The following is a 16,582-nucleotide window of genomic DNA, read 5'->3' as shown; positions in this document are numbered from 1 at the left end:
GCCTCAGTCGGGGCCCGCGTCGGCCTCGACGAACGGGTGCCGGTCGACGAACTCGCGGGTCTCGGCGTACATCCGCTGGATGAACTCCTCGAGCTGCACCCTCTCGACCCGCCACTGGCCGCGACCGCCGATCTTGATGGCCGGCAGCTCCCCGCGACGCACCAGCGCGTAGACCTGCGCGCTGGAGGTGTTGAGCACCTCGGCCACGTCGGCGAGCGTCAGGAAGCGGGTGTCGTCGGCCATGGCCCCATCGTGCCACCGGCCGGTCGGCTCCGACCGTCGCCCGGCCGGGACCTGTGGAGCGGCAGGTGTGAAGACCGGCCGGTGCGGCAATGATGGCCGGGTGTCTCGGAGCTCTCGGAACCGTCCTCCTCGCATCCTGTCCCACGGCGCTGCCGCAGACGCTGCGCGGGCTCCGACCGGGCCCGGGGCGCGGGCGACCGACGTTCCCGCGGCGACCCGGGCGAGCGCGCCGGGGTGGCGCGACCCCCGACTGTGGGTGGGCGTCGTGCTCGTCACCGGCTCCGTGGTCGCCGGCGCCCGGATCATGGCGGGCGCCGACGACATGACGACGGTCTGGTCGGCGTCCTCCGACCTGGTCGCGGGGCAGCCGCTCACGGCCGACGACCTGCGCCCCACCCGCCTGCGCTTTGACGACCCGGCCGACCGCGACCGCTCCTCGGCGTCGAGGAGGAGCTGCCGGCCGCGGCGACCCTCACCCGGCCGCTGTCGGCGGGGGAGCTGGTGCCGGAGGCGGCGCTCGGGGAGGACGCCGCCGACGACACGGTCGCGGTCTCCATCGCCGTCGCCGCCGAGCACGTGCCCACCGACCTGGGGCGGGGCTCGCTGGTCGACGTGTGGGTGGTGGCCGACCGTGCGCTGGGGAGCAGGGGCTCTCGGAGTGCCGCTGAGCGGGTGCTCGGCGACGTGGTCGTCCTCGACGCGCCCGTCGTGTCCGACGCGTTCGCCGCGGCGACCAGCCGCCAGCTCGTGATCGCCGTGCCGGAGACCGACGAGGAGTCGCTCGGCCTGGTCCTGGCGGCCAGCGGCGAGGACCGGGTCCGCGTCGTCGGGCGGGGCTGAGCCGTGATCTCCGTGCTGCTGCTGGCGGCGGGGGAGCCGTGGGAGTCGCCGGCGATGGCCGACCTCGAGGCCCACCCGGGGGTCGTGGTGCTGAAGCGGTGCGTCGACGTCGACGACCTGCTGGCCGCGGTCGCCACCGGGCAGTCCGACGTGGCCGTCGTGTCGCTCGACGCGCCGGGGCTCGACCCGGCGAGCGTGGCCCTCCTGCGCCGCCACGCGTGCGCCCCGTCGCCGTGACGTCGGCGCGGTCGGACGACCTCGACGTGCGCGAGCACGCCCAGCGCCTCGGCATCTCCGCGGTGGTCGGGTCCGGCGAGCTGGCGTCCCTGCCGGGCGTGGTCACCACCGTGGACGACGTCGCCGACACCCGGGACCGCGACCACCGGCCGTCCGTCGACGTCCCCCTGGCGGACATCGCGGCCGGCGAGCGCGACCGGGGCCGGGTCGTCGTGGTCTGGGGCCCGGCCGGCGCGCCCGGCCGGACGACCGTGGCCGCCAACCTGGCCTGGGAGGTCGCGCGCCGCGAGGCCGCCGTCGTCCTGGCCGACCTCGACCCCTACGGCGGCACCGTCGCCCAGCAGCTCGGCATCCTCGACGAGGTGTCCGGACTGCTCTCGGCGTCGCGGCTGGCGGCGGCCGGCCAGCTCGACGAGAGGTTCGCGTCCGTGTGCCGCGGCGTCGGCCCGCACCTCGCGGTGGTGACCGGCCTCCCGCGCGCCGACCGGTGGCGCGAGGTGCGTCCCGCGCAGGTGGACCAGCTGCTGCAGAGCGCCCGCGGCCAGGGCCACGTGGTCGTGGACACGGGCTTCGCCCTCGAGGACGAGGCGGGCTCGGACTTCGCCCGGCCGGCGCGCGACGCGCTCACCCTCGCGGCCCTCGAGCAGGCCGACGAGGTCGTGGCCGTCGGGTCGGCCGATCCGGTGGGCCTGACGCGCCTCGCCCGTGGCCTCGTCGACCTGCGGGAGCGCACGCCCGGCGTGCCCGTCCGGGTGGTGGTCAACCGCATGCGGGCGACGATCGGCTGGTCGGAGAAGGAGATCGCCGGGATGGTCGAGGGGTTCAGCCGCGTCGCGGGCCTGCACTTCCTGCCCGAGGACCGGGCCCTGCTGGACCGCGCCGCGGTGTCGGGCCGGCCGGTGGCCGACCTGGGTGACTCCGCGCTGACCCAGGGCCTGTCGGCCCTCGCCGACGCCGTGTTCCCGGCCCTGGCCGGGGCGGGCGACGGACGTCCCCGCCGCCCCCGGCTGCTCCCGCGGCGCGGCGGCACCCGCGCCCGACCGCGGCGCCGTGGCGGCCCGTCGCAAGGAGCCGGGCGAACAAAATTCTAGAAACCCTCAAGATTTGGCGTAGATTGGGTGGCAATCGTGAGGAGATCTTGATGTCACGCCACCTTCGCATCGCCACCGTCTCGAGCCTCGTCGTCGTCCTGGCCGCCGCCCCCGCCTGGTCGGCCAAGCTCCGCACCGGCACCACCGGTGACGACGTCATCAACGGCAAGAACCGCCCCGACCGCATCATGTCGATCGGCGGGCAGGACCGCGTCGCCGCCCGGGGCGGTGACGACAAGGTGTGGGCGGGCAACGGCCACGACGTCGTCACCGGGGACGCCGGCGACGACTGGATCACCCTGCAGCGCGGGAACGACTCGGGCTCCGGCGGGGACGGCGACGACTCCATCGACGGCGGTCAGGGCGACGACCACCTCCTCGGCGGCGACGGCAACGACAAGCTCACCGCCGGCGCCGGCAACGACGTCGTCCAGGGAGAGGGCGGCGACGACACCGTCGGCGGCGGTGAGGGCGACGACCGGCTCCTCGGCGGCGACGGCGTCGACAAGCACATCGGCAACGACGGCAACGACTGGATCGACGGTGGTCCGGGCAACGACGGCGCGATCCAGGGCGGCCCGGGCAACGACCTGCTCATCGACGGTGAGGGCGACGACCTCAAGGTGAAGGGCGACGAGGGAGACGACGTCGTCTTCCTCGGCCCCGGCGCCGACCGGGTCTTCGGCGAGCAGGGCAACGACACGATCTACGTGCTGCCGGACGGCCAGCAGGACAAGATCCACTGCGACGACCCGACCCAGCACGACAGCGGCACCGCTGACCGCGTCGTCTTCGTGGGTCGCCGCGACCCCGCGGACGTCATCGACTACCGGGGCTCGTGCGAGTTCGTCACGGTCACGGACGTGCCCCCGGCCGGTTGGCCCTACGGCCCGGTCGCCTAGGAGCGTCGCCCAGGAGCGGTCACGCCGCGAACAGCAGGTACAGGCCGCCGACGGTGAACCCCACCATGGCCACCAGCATCGGCAGCTGACCGGTGAGCTGGTGCCGCCTCGGCAGCAGCTTGATCGCCCGGTCGTGCGCGGCGACGACGCCGACGACGTGGCCGAGCGCCACGGCCAGCACCTTGGTCACCGCCAGGAAGGTCGGGTGCGAGGACAGCCAGTAGCTGACCTGCAGGTCGGCGGTTCCGAGGTAGTCGTCGCCGCGGCTGAACGGGTCGCTGAGCTGGATCACCGTCGTCTGGCCGTACTCGACGAAGTAGCTGAGGTAGTGGGCGACCACGTAGCCGACGATGATGGGCACGACCGAGTGGGCGAAGAGGTCGGGCAGTGCCCGTCTCGGGGTGTCGCTGGTGACCCCGGTGGCCATCGTCGCGACGGCGAGCACGAGGGCGACCCCGGCGGAGAAGACGACGAGGGCGACCGTGTCGGGCAGCACCCGGCTGGTGGACAGCGACTGCACCAGCTTGAGCCACGGCGTCGACTCCCGGAAGGAGTCGAAGGCGGTGCTGCCGAAGAGCACGCCCACGACCGCGACCAGTCCCGGACGAGGTACGACGGTGTCGAGGTTGGCCAGCGGGCTGCGCAGCACCAGCACGCCGTCGCGGCGTCCCCAGACCGAGAGCCTGGCGACGAGCGAGGAGTAGACCTCGAACGGGTCCGCGCGCTCGAGGAAGGTCGTGCCCCACACGGCGGAGCCGATGAGCATGATGCCCAGGTACGCCGCGCACCACAGTCGCACCGGACCCAGGTCGGTCGAGGCCGGGTAGACCAGCTCGAGCCAGACGAAGGCGAACAGCCCGGCGGCCGCGGGCCAGTAGCCCAGGCGGGCGGGGTAGGCGTACAGGCCCTCGCCCTCCGGCACCCCGGAGATCCGCGCGAACAGCATGCTGATCGTGCGCACGGGACTGATCGCCCGGAACACCGGCCCGAGGAGCAGCGACGCCGGCACGAGCCCGACCCACAGCAGCACGTAGAACGTGCCGAGGAACGGGTTGATCAGGCTGTCCTTGCCGAAGACGGCGGCCGCGGCGACGTAGAGGAAGAACGCCATGCCGAGCACCCGCGCCGTGACGGCGAGCGCCCGCGACGACGCGAACCGGTCGAGCCAGGCGGGAGCCGGACGGCCGCTGGTGGCGGGGTCGTAGCGCGGCTCGCGCCACGCCACGGCGAGGACCGTGAAGGAGATGACCAGTGCCGCGACCGCACCGGCGATTGCGAGCTCCGCCGGGATCGGCAGGTCCTTGGCACCACCCAGGCCGTGGGCGGAGATCGAGCCGCCCACGTTCAGCCGGCCCACGCTCACCGCACTTCGAGCTGGAGCAGGATCACGTCGGGGTCGTGGCTCTCCACCTCGACCACGCCGGGTCGGTCGATCGTGATCTCGTGCTCGGAGGTGCCCTCGTCGTAGGCGATCTCCTGCTCGGGGGTGCTGTGCACGTGCAGCTCGCCGGCCTCGTCCGCCTCGACGGTGAGCACCAGGGCCTGGCCCGTCGCGAGCTCGACACGCTCGCCGTTGGGGGTGAAGGTGTCGCCCTCGCGGGTGACGGTGACGGCCACGGTGTCGCCGTCGGACCGGGCCGAGCCGCTCCCGGCCGGCGCGGTGTCCCCGCCGCTGTCGCCGCCGCAGGCGGTGAGGCCCGCCTCGAGGAGGGTGAGGAGGACGAGGGGGGCGACGAGGGGCGCGAGGCGCGGACGACCGCGACCGGACACAGGGTTTCTCCTTCGACTGGTGCTTCGGGCCCTGCCCGGGCCTCTGCCAGAATCCCATGCGGGACAAAGGATCGACGACCAGGCTCCAGGAAGGGGCGACCCATGAACGAGCGGCTCCGGCCGCGGGACCTGGCCATCCTGGCCGCCGAGTCCCCCGCGACGCCGATGCACAACGCCACCGTCGAGATCTTCGACCCGGGTGAGTCCGGCTTCGACCACGACCGGCTGGTCCAGCTCATCGCCGACCGCATCGCGTTCGTCCCGCGCTACCGCCAGCGCCTCCAGCAGGTGCCGGGCCGACTCGCCAACCCGGCGTGGGTCGACGACGAGAACTTCGACCTCGGCTACCACGTACGCCGCTCCGCCCTCCCGCGCCCCGGGTCGATGGACCAGCTGCGCGAGCTCGTCGCCCGCATCGCCTCCCGGCCGCTGGACCGCAGCCGGTCGCTGTGGGAGTGCTACTTCGTCGAGGGTCTCGAGCACGGACGCGTCGCGCTGCTCACCAAGAGCCACCAGATCCTCGTCGACGGCCGCGAGACCGTCGACATCGGCCAGGTGCTGCTGGACACCTCGCCGGACCGCTCGACGCTGGGTGGCGACGACGACTGGCGCCCGCGGCGCACGGCCGGGCCGGTGGCGGCCGCGCTCAACGCGGTCACCGACACCCTCGAGAGCCCGCGCACCCTGTGGATGACCACCCGCGCGAACGCCGAGTCGCTCGGCCGGGCGGCGACGGCGTCCGGCGCCCGCGTCGCCGAGGTGGCCAACGCGCTGGCCGGGCGCGGTCCGGTGCACTCCACCCCGGTGCAGCGCCGGCTCTCCCAGCAGCGCCGCTTCGTGACCGTGCGCACCGGGCTCTCCGACTACCGCGCCATCCGCGAGGTGCACGGCGGCACCGTCAACGACGTCATCCTCGCCACCCTCGCCGGCGGCCTGCGCGGCTGGCTGATGACGCGCGCGGAGTCGCTGGGCGGCTTGCGGACCATCAAGGCCATCGTCCCCATGTCGGTCATCGACGACGAGCTCGAGGCGACCTCGCTCGGCAGCCAGGTCACCGGCCACCTCGTCCAGCTGCCCATCAGCGAGCCGAGCCCGGTCGTCCGGCTGCACCAGGTGAGCTACGACCTCAAGGCCCACCGCGACAACGGTCGCAACGTCTCGGCCCGGCGCCTCGCCGGGATCGCCGGCTTCGCGCCGACGACGTTCCACGCCCTCGGGGCACGCCTCGCCACCGCGGAGCTCAGGCGCGGCTTCCACGTCTCGATCACCAACGTCCCCGGCCCGCAGTTCCCGCTCTACGCCGACGGCGCCCGGATGCTGGAGTCCTACCCCGTGCACCCGCTGCTCCCGGACCACCCGCTCGCGATCGGGGTCACCTCCTACGACGGGTCGGTGTTCTACGGCATCACCGCCGACCGCGACGCGGTGCCGGACGCCGACGTCCTGGGCCAGTGCGTGCTCGAGGCGCTGGAGGAGCTGAAGGACTCCGCGTCGGACTCCCGGCCGCGGGCGCCCCGCGGGCGCAACGGCGCGGGCCCCGGCAAGGCGGGCGGCACGTGACCCGGCGCTACGTCCCGACGACGCTGGAGCGGCTGGCCGAGGACTGGGCGGACGACGGCCCGCGGCTCGAGGGCGCGGTCCTCGCCGCCGACGACGGCGAGGAGACGGAGTACGCCGCACTCATGACCGCCGCCGACGCCTCGGCCGAGCTGGTGTCCGCCCTCCCCGACGGCCGGCGGCGACGGGTCGTCGTGGTCGTCGAGACCGCGGCCGCCGACGCGGCGGCAGGGTGGCGCGACGTGGTCGCGGTGCACGTCGACACCCACGACGACGCCGATCCCGACGACGACCTCGCGTGGTGGGCGACGCAGGAGGTCGGCGACCTCATCGCCTCCCTTTGAGGCGCGTGAGGCGGTCTGACACGATCAGCCGCATGGACGCGATCACCTTCCCTCCGGCTCCCACCAACGAGCCGAACCTCACCTACGCACCCGGCACCCCGGAGCGCGAGGCGCTGGTCACCGAGCTCGCCCGCATCGAGGGCGAGCAGCGCACCTTCCCCGCCGTCATCGGAGGCGAGCGCCGCGACGGCGGCGGCGCCGAGGTGCGGGTCGTCCAGCCCCACGACCACCAGCACGTCCTCGGGACGCTGCGCAGCGCGACCACCCAGGACGCGGAGGACGCCGTCCGGGCCGCGGCCGAGGCCGCCCCCGTGTGGCAGGCCATGCCCTTCGACGAGCGGTGCGCGGTCATCCTCAAGGCCGCCGACCTGCTGGCCGGACCCTGGCGCCAGCGGCTCAACGCCGCGACGATGCTCGGGCAGTCCAAGACCGCCGTCCAGGCCGAGATCGACGCCGCCTGCGAGCTGATCGACTTCTGGCGGTTCAACGTCCACTACGCCAAGCAGATCCTCACCGACCAGCCGATCGCCAACAGCCCCGGGCTGTGGAACCGCACCGACCACCGGCCGCTCGAGGGCTTCGTCTACGCGATCACGCCGTTCAACTTCACCGCGATCGCGGGCAACCTGCCCACCGCCCCGGCGCTCATGGGCAACACGGTCATCTGGAAGCCGTCCCCGACCCAGCAGCTGGCCGCGTCGCTGACGATGGAGCTGCTCGAGGAGGCCGGCATGCCGCCCGGCGTCATCAACATGCTGCCCGGCGACGGACTGGACGTGTCGAAGGTGGCCCTCGCCCACCCCGACCTCGCGGGCATCCACTTCACCGGCTCCACCCCGACGTTCCAGCACCTGTGGCGCACGGTGGGGGAGAACATCAGCGGCTACCGCGCCTACCCGCGCATCGTGGGCGAGACCGGCGGCAAGGACTTCATCGTCGCCCACCCCTCGGCCGACCCCGACGTGCTGCGCACGGCGATGATCCGCGGTGCGTTCGAGTACCAGGGCCAGAAGTGCTCGGCCGCCTCGCGGGCCTACGTCCCGCGCTCGGTGTGGGCCAGGATCAAGGACCAGCTCATCGCCGACACCGAGGCGCTGACGATGGGCGACGTCACCGACCTGTCCAACTTCATGGGCGCGGTCATCGACGACCGGGCCTTCGCCAAGCATCAGTTGGCGATCGCCCGCGTCGAGGGCACCGACCACCTCACGCTCCTCGCCGGCGGCCAGACCGATGACTCCGTGGGGTACTTCGTGCGCCCCACGATCATCGAGTCGAGCGACCCGACCGACCAGATGTTCTCCGAGGAGTACTTCGGACCGATCCTCGCGGTGTCCGTCTTCGAGGACGACCGGTTCGAGTCCGTCGTCGCGCAGATGGAGTCGTTCGCGCCGTACGCCCTCACCGGCGCGATCATCGCCCAGGACCGTGCGGCCATCGCGTGGGCGCGCGAGACCCTGCGGTTCGCCGCCGGCAACTTCTACATCAACGACAAGCCCACCGGTGCCGTCGTCGGCCAGCAGCCCTTCGGCGGCGGCCGCGCGTCGGGCACCAACGACAAGGCCGGCGCCGCGGTCAACCTGCTGCGCTGGACCTCGCCGCGCTCGATCAAGGAGAACTTCGTCCCGCCGACCGAGCACCTCTACCCCCACCAGGGCTGACGCCCGGGACGGCAGAGGGGTGGGGGAGAATGGTCCCGATGATGCTCCTCCACCTCGGTGCGCTGCACCCCTACGAGCAGCTCCTGACGCTGCTGCTGGCGTTCGGCCCCTTCGCGGTGCTCGGCCTGGTCATCTGGCGGCGCCGTGGGGAGGACGTCCGCGCAGACGGCGCTGACGACGGCGCGGCAGGCGGCCCGGAGTCCGACGGGGCAGCGGACGCCGCGGGGCCGACGGCCGAGGAGCGCGAGCCGCTCAGCTGAAGACGGGCAGCCGCGCGTCGCGGAGGTCGTCGCGCTCGGCCGCCGTCGGCTCGGCGCGGCCCGTGCCGACCAGGGCGACCCGCGCGTCGGTCCAGCCGTCGAGCGAGCGGCCGAGCAGCCCCTCCACCACGCGCCGCGACTCCGCCAGGCCGGCGGCGGTGGGGCCGGCCGCCGCGAGGTGCGCGACCAGGTCGGCGTGGTGGAGCGTGGCCTCCACGGCCAGGGTGCTCGCGAGGTCCGCGGCGCTGATCGCGTGGCCCTGGGTCGCGAGCACGGCGCCGTCCGGCAGCGCGGTCAGCGCCGCGACCGCCGCCGCGGCGGCGTCGAGGTAGCCCTCCCGCAGGGAGGCGAAGTCGTGCAGGCCCGCCTCGACGCGGGTCATCCGCCGGCTCCGCTCGTCGGCGGCGGGGTCGCTTCCCCAGGCGCCCCAGTAGGTCACCGCGTCGCAGTCGGCCGCGCGCCCGGCCGGCGTGTGCGCGGCCACCAGGCCGCGGACGGCGTCCGCGCGGAGGTGCCAGACCAGGTCGCGGACCGCCCAGCCGGTGCAGCCGGTGGGCTCCCACGCCCGGTCGTCGGTCAGGCCGCCGACCACGGAGGCGAGCGCGTCGTACGCCTCGCGCATCGGGCTCATCGGCGCGCGAGCCACTCCACGCCCGTCTCGTGCTCCTTTTCGAGCGCCTTGCCGAGCATGTCGGCGACCAGGCCCTCGATCTTCCCGCCGATCAGCGGGATGCGGACGGTGATCTCCAGATCGATCCGCTCGGTGGTCCGGCCGCCGGACTCGGTCAGCGCCGCGGTGCCGGTCATCTCGCCCGGCTTGCCGGGGATGGTGACCTCGACGTCGGCGTGCCCGGGGGTGCGCCACGCCTCGACCTGCACGATGCGGATCTCGTCGCCGACGAGCTTGGTGGCGAAGGACGGCAGACCGGCGGCGGACTGCACCTGGTCGATGGTGACGACGCCGGCCTCCACGGTGACCTCGCCCCGCACGACCTTCATCCGGTCGAGGACCTGCTCGCGGAAGGCCGGGTCGGTGAGCATCGCCGCGACCTCCTCGAGCGGGGCGTCGTAGGTGAGGTCCTTGACCACGCGCTTGCCCATCCTGGGGTCCTTCCGGTGCTGGCGGCAGTCGGCGGGGCGGATCCCGCGACCGGTGTCGTCATCATGTCGGAGCGCCCCCGCCAGGGCGAGGACCGGGCCTCCCGGACGGCGTCGGTGCCGGGGACGGCCGGGGCCGCCCACCCGTGTTGTGGGCGTCACAGAGCGGGTTCTAGGGTCGGAGCGTGGCGACGCCTGAGGAGACGAAGAACCAGCAGCTCGACGCGGCGACGGCGGTACGCCCGGAGTGGGCCGACCTGCTGCACGCCTACTACCGGCACGTCGCCCCGGAGGAGGTCGCGGAACGGACCCCGGAGGACCTGCTCGGCGCCGTCGCCTCCCACCACGAGCTCGCCGCCACCCGCCCGCAGGGCACCGCGGCGGTGCGGGTGGTGACGCCCACGGTGGCCGACGCGGGCTGGTCGGCGTCGGGCCGCTCGGTGGTCGAGGTCGTCACCGACGACATGCCGTTCCTCGTGGACTCGGTGACCATGGAGCTGAACCGGCAGGGGCACAACGTGCACGCCGTCTTCCACCCCCAGTTCGAGGTCGAGCGCACCATCACCGGCGAGCTGCAGCACGTGCACGCCCACGAGCCGCAGGCCGGGGAGCAGGCGGGCACCGAGTCCTGGATGCACCTCGAGATCGACCGCACCGACGAGGACGAGGCGGCCGAGATCACCGAGGGACTGCAGCGGGTGCTGCGCGACGTCCGCGAGTCGGTCGAGGACTGGCAGAAGATGCATGCCCAGGCCCTGGCCGTGGTCGCCGACCTCGACGCCGACCCGCCGCCGCTGTCGGCCGACGAGCTGCGCCAGGGCCGCGAGTTCCTGACGTGGCTGGCCGACGACCACTTCACCTTCCTCGGCTACCGCGAGTACCTGCTGGAGACCGAGGAGGGCGCCCCCGACGAGTGCGGCCTGCGCGCCGTGCCGGGCTCGGGCCTGGGCATCCTGCGCCACGACCAGGACCTCTCGACCTCCTTCGCGAAGCTGCCGCCGCTGGTGAAGGCCAAGGCCCGCGAGAAGAAGCTGCTCGTGCTGGCGAAGGCCAACTCGCGCGCCACGGTGCACCGCCCGGCGTACCTCGACTACGTCGGCGTGAAGACGTTCGGGCCCGACGGCGAGGTCACCGGCGAGCGCCGCTTCCTCGGCCTGTTCTCCAGCGCCGCCTACACCGAGTCGGTCACGCGGATCCCCGTGCTGCGCGAGAAGGTCGCCGAGGTCATGCGGCACGCCGGCTTCGACCCGCGCAGCCACGCCGGCAAGGCGCTCATGGACACGCTGGAGAACTATCCGCGCGACGAGCTCTTCCACACCTCGCCCGACGAGCTCGCCCCCGTCGCGCAGGACGTGATGAGCGCCCGCGAGCGGCGCAAGCTGCGCGCGTTCGTGCGCCGCGACACCTACGGCCGCTACGTCTCGGTCCTGGTCTACCTGCCGCGCGACCGCTACAGCACGGCCGTGCGCGAGCGGTTCTCCGACATCCTGCGCGAGGAGCTCGGCGGCGAGCACGTGGAGTTCACCGCACGGGTCAACGAGTCGACGACGGCACGGGTGCACTTCGTCGTGCACCCGCCCAAGGCCCAGCAGATCCCCGAGATCGACGTCGCCGACCTGGAGCGGCGGCTGATGGAGGCGTCGCGCTCCTGGCGCGACGACTTCATGGCGGCCGTGGTGGCCGACTACGGCGTCGACCGCGGGTCGCAGCTGGCGCGCGCCTGGGCCGACGCGTTCCCGGAGGCCTACAAGGAGGACTACGACCCGCGGCGCGGGTCGGCCGACCTCGGCCGCATCGAGGCGATCCAGGGCGAGGAGGGGATCGACCTGGCGCTGTTCGACCAGGACCAGCAGAGCGGCTCCTACCGTCGCGGGGAGTCGCGGCTCAAGGTGTTCCGCGTCGGGGAGCCGCTGTCGCTGAGCACCGTGCTGCCGATGCTGACCTCGATGGGCGTCGAGGTCGTCGACGAGCGCCCCTACGAGCTGTCCGGCCTGTCGCGCCCGTCGTACATCTACGAGTTCGGCCTGCGTCACGGCCGCGTCCTGCGGCCGCACGAGCGCACGCTCTTCGCCGAGGCGCTGCGGGCGGTGTGGGACGGCTTCAACGAGATCGACGGCTTCAACCAGCTGGTCCTCAACGCCGGGCTCACGTGGCGCCAGGCGACCGTGCTGCGGGCGTACGCCAAGTACCTCAAGCAGGGCAACTCGCCCTTCGCCCTCGACTACATCGAGGAGGCGCTGCGCAGCAACGTCGACATCACCCGCCTGCTCGTCGAGCTCTTCGAGTCGCGCTTCGACCCCGGTCGCGGCGACCGCGCGCTCGCGCACGACGCGGAGGCCCGGGTGGCCAAGGTGGAGGCGATCGAGGAACGGCTGGCCAAGGCCCTCGACGACGTGGTCAGCCTCGACCACGACCGCATCCTGCGGTCGTACCGGACCCTCGTCAGGGCGACGCTGCGCACGAACTTCTTCCAGCGCACCGAGTCGGGCGAGGTGCACCCGTACATCTCGTTCAAGCTCGAGCCGTCGGCGATCCCCGACCTGCCGCAGCCGCGACCCCGCTTCGAGATCTTCGTCCACAGCCCGCGGGTCGAGGGCTCGCACCTGCGCTTCGGCGCGGTCGCCCGCGGTGGCCTGCGCTGGTCGGACCGCCGCGACGACTTCCGCACCGAGGTGCTGGGCCTGGTCAAGGCGCAGATGGTGAAGAACACGGTGATCGTGCCGGTGGGCGCGAAGGGTGCGTTCTTCTGCAAGCAGCTGCCCGACCCCGCGGACCGCGACGCGTGGCTGGCCGAGGGCGTGGCCTGCTACAAGACGTTCATCTGCGGACTGCTCGACATCACCGACAACCTGGTCGACGGCGTCACCGTCCCGCCGCGGGGCGTGGTGCGCCACGACGGCGACGACTCCTACCTCGTGGTCGCCGCCGACAAGGGCACCGCGACCTTCTCCGACATCGCCAACGGCGTGGCCCGCGACTACGGCTTCTGGCTGGGCGACGCGTTCGCCTCCGGCGGCTCGGTCGGCTACGACCACAAGGCCATGGGCATCACCGCCAAGGGCGCGTGGGTCTCGGTCCAGCGGCACTTCCGCGAGATGGGCGTCGACTGCCAGGCCGAGGACTTCACGGCCGTGGGCATCGGCGACATGTCCGGCGACGTGTTCGGCAACGGCATGCTGTGCTCGGAGCACACCCGCCTCGTGGCCGCCTTCGACCACCGCGACATCTTCATCGACCCCACGCCGGACGCCGCGTCGTCGTACGCCGAGCGCCGGCGCCTGTTCGAGCTGCCGAGGTCGAGCTGGAAGGACTACGACCCCGCGCTGATCTCCGAGGGCGGCGGCGTCTGGTCGCGCTCGGCGAAGTCGATCCCGGTGTCGGCCCAGGCCCGCGAGGCGCTGGGGCTGTCGTCGGACGTCACCGCGCTGACCCCCGCCGAGCTGATGAAGGCGATCCTGCTCGCACCCGTCGACCTGCTGTGGAACGGCGGCATCGGCACCTACGTCAAGGCCTCGGAGGAGACCGACGCCGATGCCGGCGACAAGGCCAACGACGCGATCCGGGTGAACGGCGAGGACCTGCGGGCGCGCTGCGTCGGCGAGGGCGGCAACCTCGGCTTCACCCAGCTCGGCCGGGTCGAGTACGCCCGCTTCGGCGTCAACGGCGACGGCGGCCGGATCAACACCGACTTCATCGACAACTCCGCCGGGGTGGACACCTCCGACCACGAGGTGAACATCAAGATCCTGCTCGACCGGGTCGTCCGGGCGGGCGGCATGGACGAGGCCGCACGCAACGAGCTGCTCGCCGAGATGACCGACGAGGTCGCCCACCTCGTGCTGCGCGACAACTACGAGCAGAACCTCGCGCTCGCCAACGCCGAGGCGCACGCCCCGTCGCTGCTGCACGTGCACGAGGACTGGATGCGCGCGCTGGAGCGTCGCGGCGTGCTCAACCGCGAGCTCGAGGGGCTGCCGAGCACGCGCCAGGTCAAGCGCCGCCTCGACCGCAGGCAGGCGCTGTCGGCACCCGAGCTGTCGGTGCTGCTGGCCTGGACCAAGATCGTGCTGGCCGACGAGCTCATCGGCTCCGACCTGCCCGACGACCCCTACCTGCGCGAGGACCTGCTGGCCTACTTCCCGAGCCGGATGAAGCCGGACCTCCAGGCGGCCATGGAGGACCACCCGCTCCGGCGCGAGATCATCGTGACCCAGGTCGTCAACGACCTCGTCAACGGCGCCGGCATGACCTTCTGGCCGCGGCTGCAGGGGGAGACGGGCGCCAGCGCCGCCGACCTCACCCGCGCGAACTTCGTCGCACGCGAGATCTTCGGCTCGCTGCCGCTGCGGGAGGAGATCGCCGCGCTGGACAACCGGGTGCCCGCCGAGCGCCAGACCCGGATGCGCATCGAGATGCGCACCCTGGTGGAGCGTGCGTCGCGGTGGCTGGTCACCAACCGGCGTCCACCCCTGGACTCGGTCGCCACCGTGGACTTCTTCCGCGGTCGCGTCCAGGCGGTGATGGCCGAGCTGCCCGGCATCATGAGCGGGCGTGAGCTCGACGACTACCGGGCGCGTGAGAAGCGGCTCACCGACCACGGCGTGCCGGCGGACCTCGCCTCGCGGGTGGCCGTGCTGGCCCCGGCCTACGCGCTGCTCGGCATCGTCGAGACCGCCGACCGGCTCGACCTCGACCCCGTGGAGGTGGCGCGCGTGCACTTCGCGCTGGGCGAGCGGCTCGGCCTGCCGGCGCTGGTGGAGCGGATCTTCGCCCTGCCGCGCGACGACCGGTGGCAGACGATGGCGCGGGCGGCGGTGCGTGACGACCTCTACGGCGTGCACCAGCAGCTGACCGCCCAGGTGCTGCTGTCCACGAGTGCCGACGACAGTGCGCCCGCCCGGGTCGCGGAGTGGGAGAACTCCGACGAGGAGCTGGTCGGCCGCTCGGCCGCCACCCTGGAGGAGATCTGCCGCGAGGGGACCGCCGAGCTGGCCCGGCTGTCCGTCGGCCTGCGGGTGGTCCGCGGCCTGCTGTCCTGACGGTGCCGGGCGCGGGTCAGAACAGCAGGACAGCGGCGACGACCCCCGCCGCCACCACGGCCCAGCGGAAGACCGCGTCGGGGAGCCTGCGCCCCACACGCGCGCCGACGTAGCCGCCGACGAGGGAGCCGGCGGCGAGCAGCGCCGCGACGTCCCACCGCGGGTCGGCCACGAGCACGAAGACCACGCCCGCGACGATGTTGCCGACCATCAGCGACAGCGTCTTCAGGCCGTTGACGACGCGGAGCTCGAGGTCGGTGCCGAGGCCGAGGACCGCGACCATCATGACGCCGGCGCCGGCACCGAAGTACCCGCCGTAGACGCCCGTCACCGTGGCGAACGCCGTCGTCGCGGGGGACATGTGCCGCCGCTCCGCGAGCTCCTCGCCGTGCCGGCGCTCGTGCCGCGCGCGCAGCCACCCGGCCACCCGCGGCTGGATGCCGACGAGCAGGCAGGTGAAGAGGATGAGGTAGGGGACGACCGCCTCGAAGACACCCGGGGGCAGCCCGAGCAGCAGAGCGGCGCCGGCGACGGCCCCGACGGCGCACACGGCGGCGATGACGTACGCCACGCGCCCCGCCTCGCGCACCTCCCGGCGGTAGCCGACCACGCCGCCGAGCCCGCCCGGGATCAGTCCCAGGGTGTTCGACACGTTGGCGACGACGGGCGGCAGCCCGAGCCCCACGAGCACCGGGAAGCTGAGCAGGGACGCGACGCCCACGGTGGAGGACAGCACGCCGGCGCCGAGCCCGGTCGCCACGACCAGGAGCGCCTCGGCTGCGGTCACGGCTGCTCGCGGAGGAGGGCCACGTCGCTCACCATCTCGACGTGGGCGTGCATGGCCTGCGCCGCGGCCGCCGGGTCGCCGGCACGGATCGCCTCGGCGATCGCGCGGTGCCCGGCGAGGGAGTCTTGCGGACGACCCGGCTGGCCCAGCGACTCGAGCCGCGTCTCCTTGACGAGGTCGCCGATCTCGTCCATCAGCCGGGCGAGCAGCAGCGAGTGCGAGGCGGCCGTGACGGCGCCGTGGAAGCGCTCGTCGCCCTCGACGCCGCGGCCCCCGGCCTCGATGTCGGCGGCCATGGCGGCGAGCGCCTCGTCGATGCGGGCGAGGTCCTCCTCGGTGCGGCGCACCGCGGCCAGCGAGGCGATCTTGGTCTCGAGCGCGTCGCGGGTCTCGATGATCTCGGGCAGCCGGTCGGCGTGGCTGCGGATCGCCTCGACGATGCGGGTGGACTTCTGGTGCCCGGACGTGACGATCGTGCCGTCGCCGTGGCGCACCTCCACCACCCCGACGACCTCCAGCGCCACCAGGGCCTGGCTCAGCGTGGCGCGGCTGACGCCGAGTCGCTGGGCGAGCTCGCGCTCGGGAGGCAGCTTGTCGCCGGCACCGAGGCCGTTGTCGCCGATCCACGCCGAGATCTGCTCGGCGACCTGCTCGTAGAGGCGGGTGCGCAGCAACCGGGCGGGGAAGGGCGAGGCCGACATGTCCTCCAGCGTATTGACTCGTGGCTCATTGTGCTATTGGCTAGGCCACTGA

Annotated in this window: 16 protein-coding genes; 9 read left to right on the top strand and 7 right to left on the bottom strand. The window is 73.3% G+C overall.

What is annotated here, in order from left to right; genetic code table 11:
* Positions 1-3 precede the first annotated feature (3 nt).
* Positions 4-243: a helix-turn-helix domain-containing protein gene (locus J3P38_RS03770; RefSeq protein ID WP_210438524.1), complete on the bottom strand. Its 240-nt coding sequence runs from the start codon at positions 241-243 to the stop codon at positions 4-6.
* A gap of 501 nt (positions 244-744) precedes the next feature.
* Between J3P38_RS03770 and J3P38_RS03765 the strand changes: the two genes are divergently transcribed.
* Genes J3P38_RS03765 through J3P38_RS03750 form a run of 4 tightly spaced genes read left to right on the top strand, consistent with a single transcriptional unit; the run spans position 745 to position 3,313 of the window.
* Complete coding sequence (locus J3P38_RS03765) at positions 745-1,083, top strand: hypothetical protein (RefSeq protein WP_210502715.1); 339 nt, start codon at positions 745-747, stop codon at positions 1,081-1,083.
* 3 nt (positions 1,084-1,086) lie between these two features.
* Complete coding sequence (locus tag J3P38_RS03760) at positions 1,087-1,320, top strand: hypothetical protein (protein WP_210502714.1); 234 nt, start codon at positions 1,087-1,089, stop codon at positions 1,318-1,320.
* Complete coding sequence (locus tag J3P38_RS03755) at positions 1,302-2,411, top strand: AAA family ATPase (protein WP_210502713.1); 1,110 nt, start codon at positions 1,302-1,304, stop codon at positions 2,409-2,411. Before J3P38_RS03760 ends, J3P38_RS03755 begins: the two co-directional genes overlap by 19 nt.
* A gap of 50 nt (positions 2,412-2,461) precedes the next feature.
* A complete protein-coding gene (locus J3P38_RS03750) occupies positions 2,462-3,313 on the top strand; it encodes a calcium-binding protein (RefSeq protein WP_210502712.1) in 852 nt (283 codons plus the stop codon).
* A gap of 19 nt (positions 3,314-3,332) precedes the next feature.
* On the opposite strand, the gene J3P38_RS03745 is transcribed toward J3P38_RS03750, so the two are convergent.
* Both J3P38_RS03745 and J3P38_RS03740 read right to left on the bottom strand, forming a co-directional pair.
* Positions 3,333-4,670, bottom strand: coding sequence for a hypothetical protein (locus J3P38_RS03745; RefSeq protein ID WP_307807688.1), 1,338 nt, complete (start codon positions 4,668-4,670; stop codon positions 3,333-3,335).
* A 2-nt stretch (positions 4,671-4,672) separates the two neighbouring features.
* Positions 4,673-5,083: a hypothetical protein gene (locus J3P38_RS03740; protein WP_210502711.1), complete on the bottom strand. Its 411-nt coding sequence runs from the start codon at positions 5,081-5,083 to the stop codon at positions 4,673-4,675.
* Between the two features lie 102 nt (positions 5,084-5,185).
* On the opposite strand from J3P38_RS03740, the gene J3P38_RS03735 reads away from it, so the two are divergent.
* Genes J3P38_RS03735 through J3P38_RS03720 form a run of 4 tightly spaced genes read left to right on the top strand, consistent with a single transcriptional unit; the run spans position 5,186 to position 8,905 of the window.
* A complete protein-coding gene (locus tag J3P38_RS03735; protein ID WP_210502710.1) occupies positions 5,186-6,643 on the top strand; it encodes a WS/DGAT/MGAT family O-acyltransferase in 1,458 nt (485 codons plus the stop codon).
* Entirely contained in the window at positions 6,640-6,984 is a 345-nt protein-coding gene (locus J3P38_RS03730; protein WP_210502709.1) for a DUF6912 family protein, read from the top strand. Before J3P38_RS03735 ends, J3P38_RS03730 begins: the two co-directional genes overlap by 4 nt.
* 32 nt (positions 6,985-7,016) lie before the next feature.
* A complete protein-coding gene (gene pruA, locus J3P38_RS03725; protein ID WP_210502708.1) occupies positions 7,017-8,645 on the top strand; it encodes an L-glutamate gamma-semialdehyde dehydrogenase in 1,629 nt (542 codons plus the stop codon).
* Positions 8,646-8,683: 38 nt separating this feature from the next.
* On the top strand, positions 8,684-8,905 hold the full coding sequence (locus tag J3P38_RS03720) for a hypothetical protein (RefSeq protein WP_210502707.1): 222 nt from the start codon (positions 8,684-8,686) through the stop codon (positions 8,903-8,905).
* On the opposite strand, the gene J3P38_RS03715 is transcribed toward J3P38_RS03720, so the two are convergent.
* Positions 8,898-9,536 carry a maleylpyruvate isomerase N-terminal domain-containing protein gene (locus J3P38_RS03715; protein ID WP_210502706.1) on the bottom strand — a complete coding sequence of 213 codons (639 nt, stop codon included), beginning with the start codon at positions 9,534-9,536 and terminating at the stop codon, positions 8,898-8,900. The two genes, J3P38_RS03720 and J3P38_RS03715, sit on opposite strands and share 8 nt — an antisense overlap.
* Positions 9,533-10,006 (bottom strand): DUF2505 domain-containing protein, encoded by a 474-nt coding sequence (locus J3P38_RS03710; RefSeq protein WP_210502705.1) that lies wholly within the window; start codon positions 10,004-10,006, stop codon positions 9,533-9,535. Before J3P38_RS03710 ends, J3P38_RS03715 begins: the two co-directional genes overlap by 4 nt.
* A gap of 182 nt (positions 10,007-10,188) precedes the next feature.
* Between J3P38_RS03710 and J3P38_RS03705 the strand changes: the two genes are divergently transcribed.
* Positions 10,189-15,042, top strand: a complete 4,854-nt coding sequence (locus tag J3P38_RS03705) for an NAD-glutamate dehydrogenase (protein ID WP_210502704.1) — start codon at positions 10,189-10,191, stop codon at positions 15,040-15,042.
* Between the two features lie 16 nt (positions 15,043-15,058).
* Here the strand turns inward: J3P38_RS03705 and J3P38_RS03700 are convergent, their stop codons facing one another.
* Entirely contained in the window at positions 15,059-15,829 is a 771-nt protein-coding gene (locus J3P38_RS03700) for a sulfite exporter TauE/SafE family protein (protein WP_210502703.1), read from the bottom strand.
* Entirely contained in the window at positions 15,826-16,530 is a 705-nt protein-coding gene (locus J3P38_RS03695; RefSeq protein WP_210502702.1) for a FadR/GntR family transcriptional regulator, read from the bottom strand. The genes J3P38_RS03700 and J3P38_RS03695 overlap by 4 nt, the downstream gene beginning before the upstream one ends.
* Between the last annotated feature and the right edge of the window lie 52 nt (positions 16,531-16,582).

The sequence above is a fragment of the Nocardioides xinjiangensis genome, from assembly GCF_017916455.1.
Classification (GTDB): Bacteria; Actinomycetota; Actinomycetes; order Propionibacteriales; family Nocardioidaceae; genus Nocardioides; species Nocardioides xinjiangensis.
The sequence above is the reverse complement of the archived record's forward strand: the minus strand, read 5'-3'. Positions and strand labels throughout refer to the sequence as shown.

Coding starts and splice junctions, on each gene's coding strand:
- J3P38_RS03770 (WP_210438524.1), bottom strand. CDS start 243: ATGGCCGACGACACCCGCTTCCTGACGCTCGCCGACGTGGCCGAGGTG.
- J3P38_RS03750 (WP_210502712.1), top strand. CDS start 2,462: ATGTCACGCCACCTTCGCATCGCCACCGTCTCGAGCCTCGTCGTCGTC.
- J3P38_RS03735 (WP_210502710.1), top strand. CDS start 5,186: ATGAACGAGCGGCTCCGGCCGCGGGACCTGGCCATCCTGGCCGCCGAG.
- pruA (WP_210502708.1), top strand. CDS start 7,017: ATGGACGCGATCACCTTCCCTCCGGCTCCCACCAACGAGCCGAACCTC.
- J3P38_RS03720 (WP_210502707.1), top strand. CDS start 8,684: ATGATGCTCCTCCACCTCGGTGCGCTGCACCCCTACGAGCAGCTCCTG.
- J3P38_RS03715 (WP_210502706.1), bottom strand. CDS start 9,536: ATGAGCCCGATGCGCGAGGCGTACGACGCGCTCGCCTCCGTGGTCGGC.
- J3P38_RS03710 (WP_210502705.1), bottom strand. CDS start 10,006: ATGGGCAAGCGCGTGGTCAAGGACCTCACCTACGACGCCCCGCTCGAG.
- J3P38_RS03695 (WP_210502702.1), bottom strand. CDS start 16,530: ATGTCGGCCTCGCCCTTCCCCGCCCGGTTGCTGCGCACCCGCCTCTAC.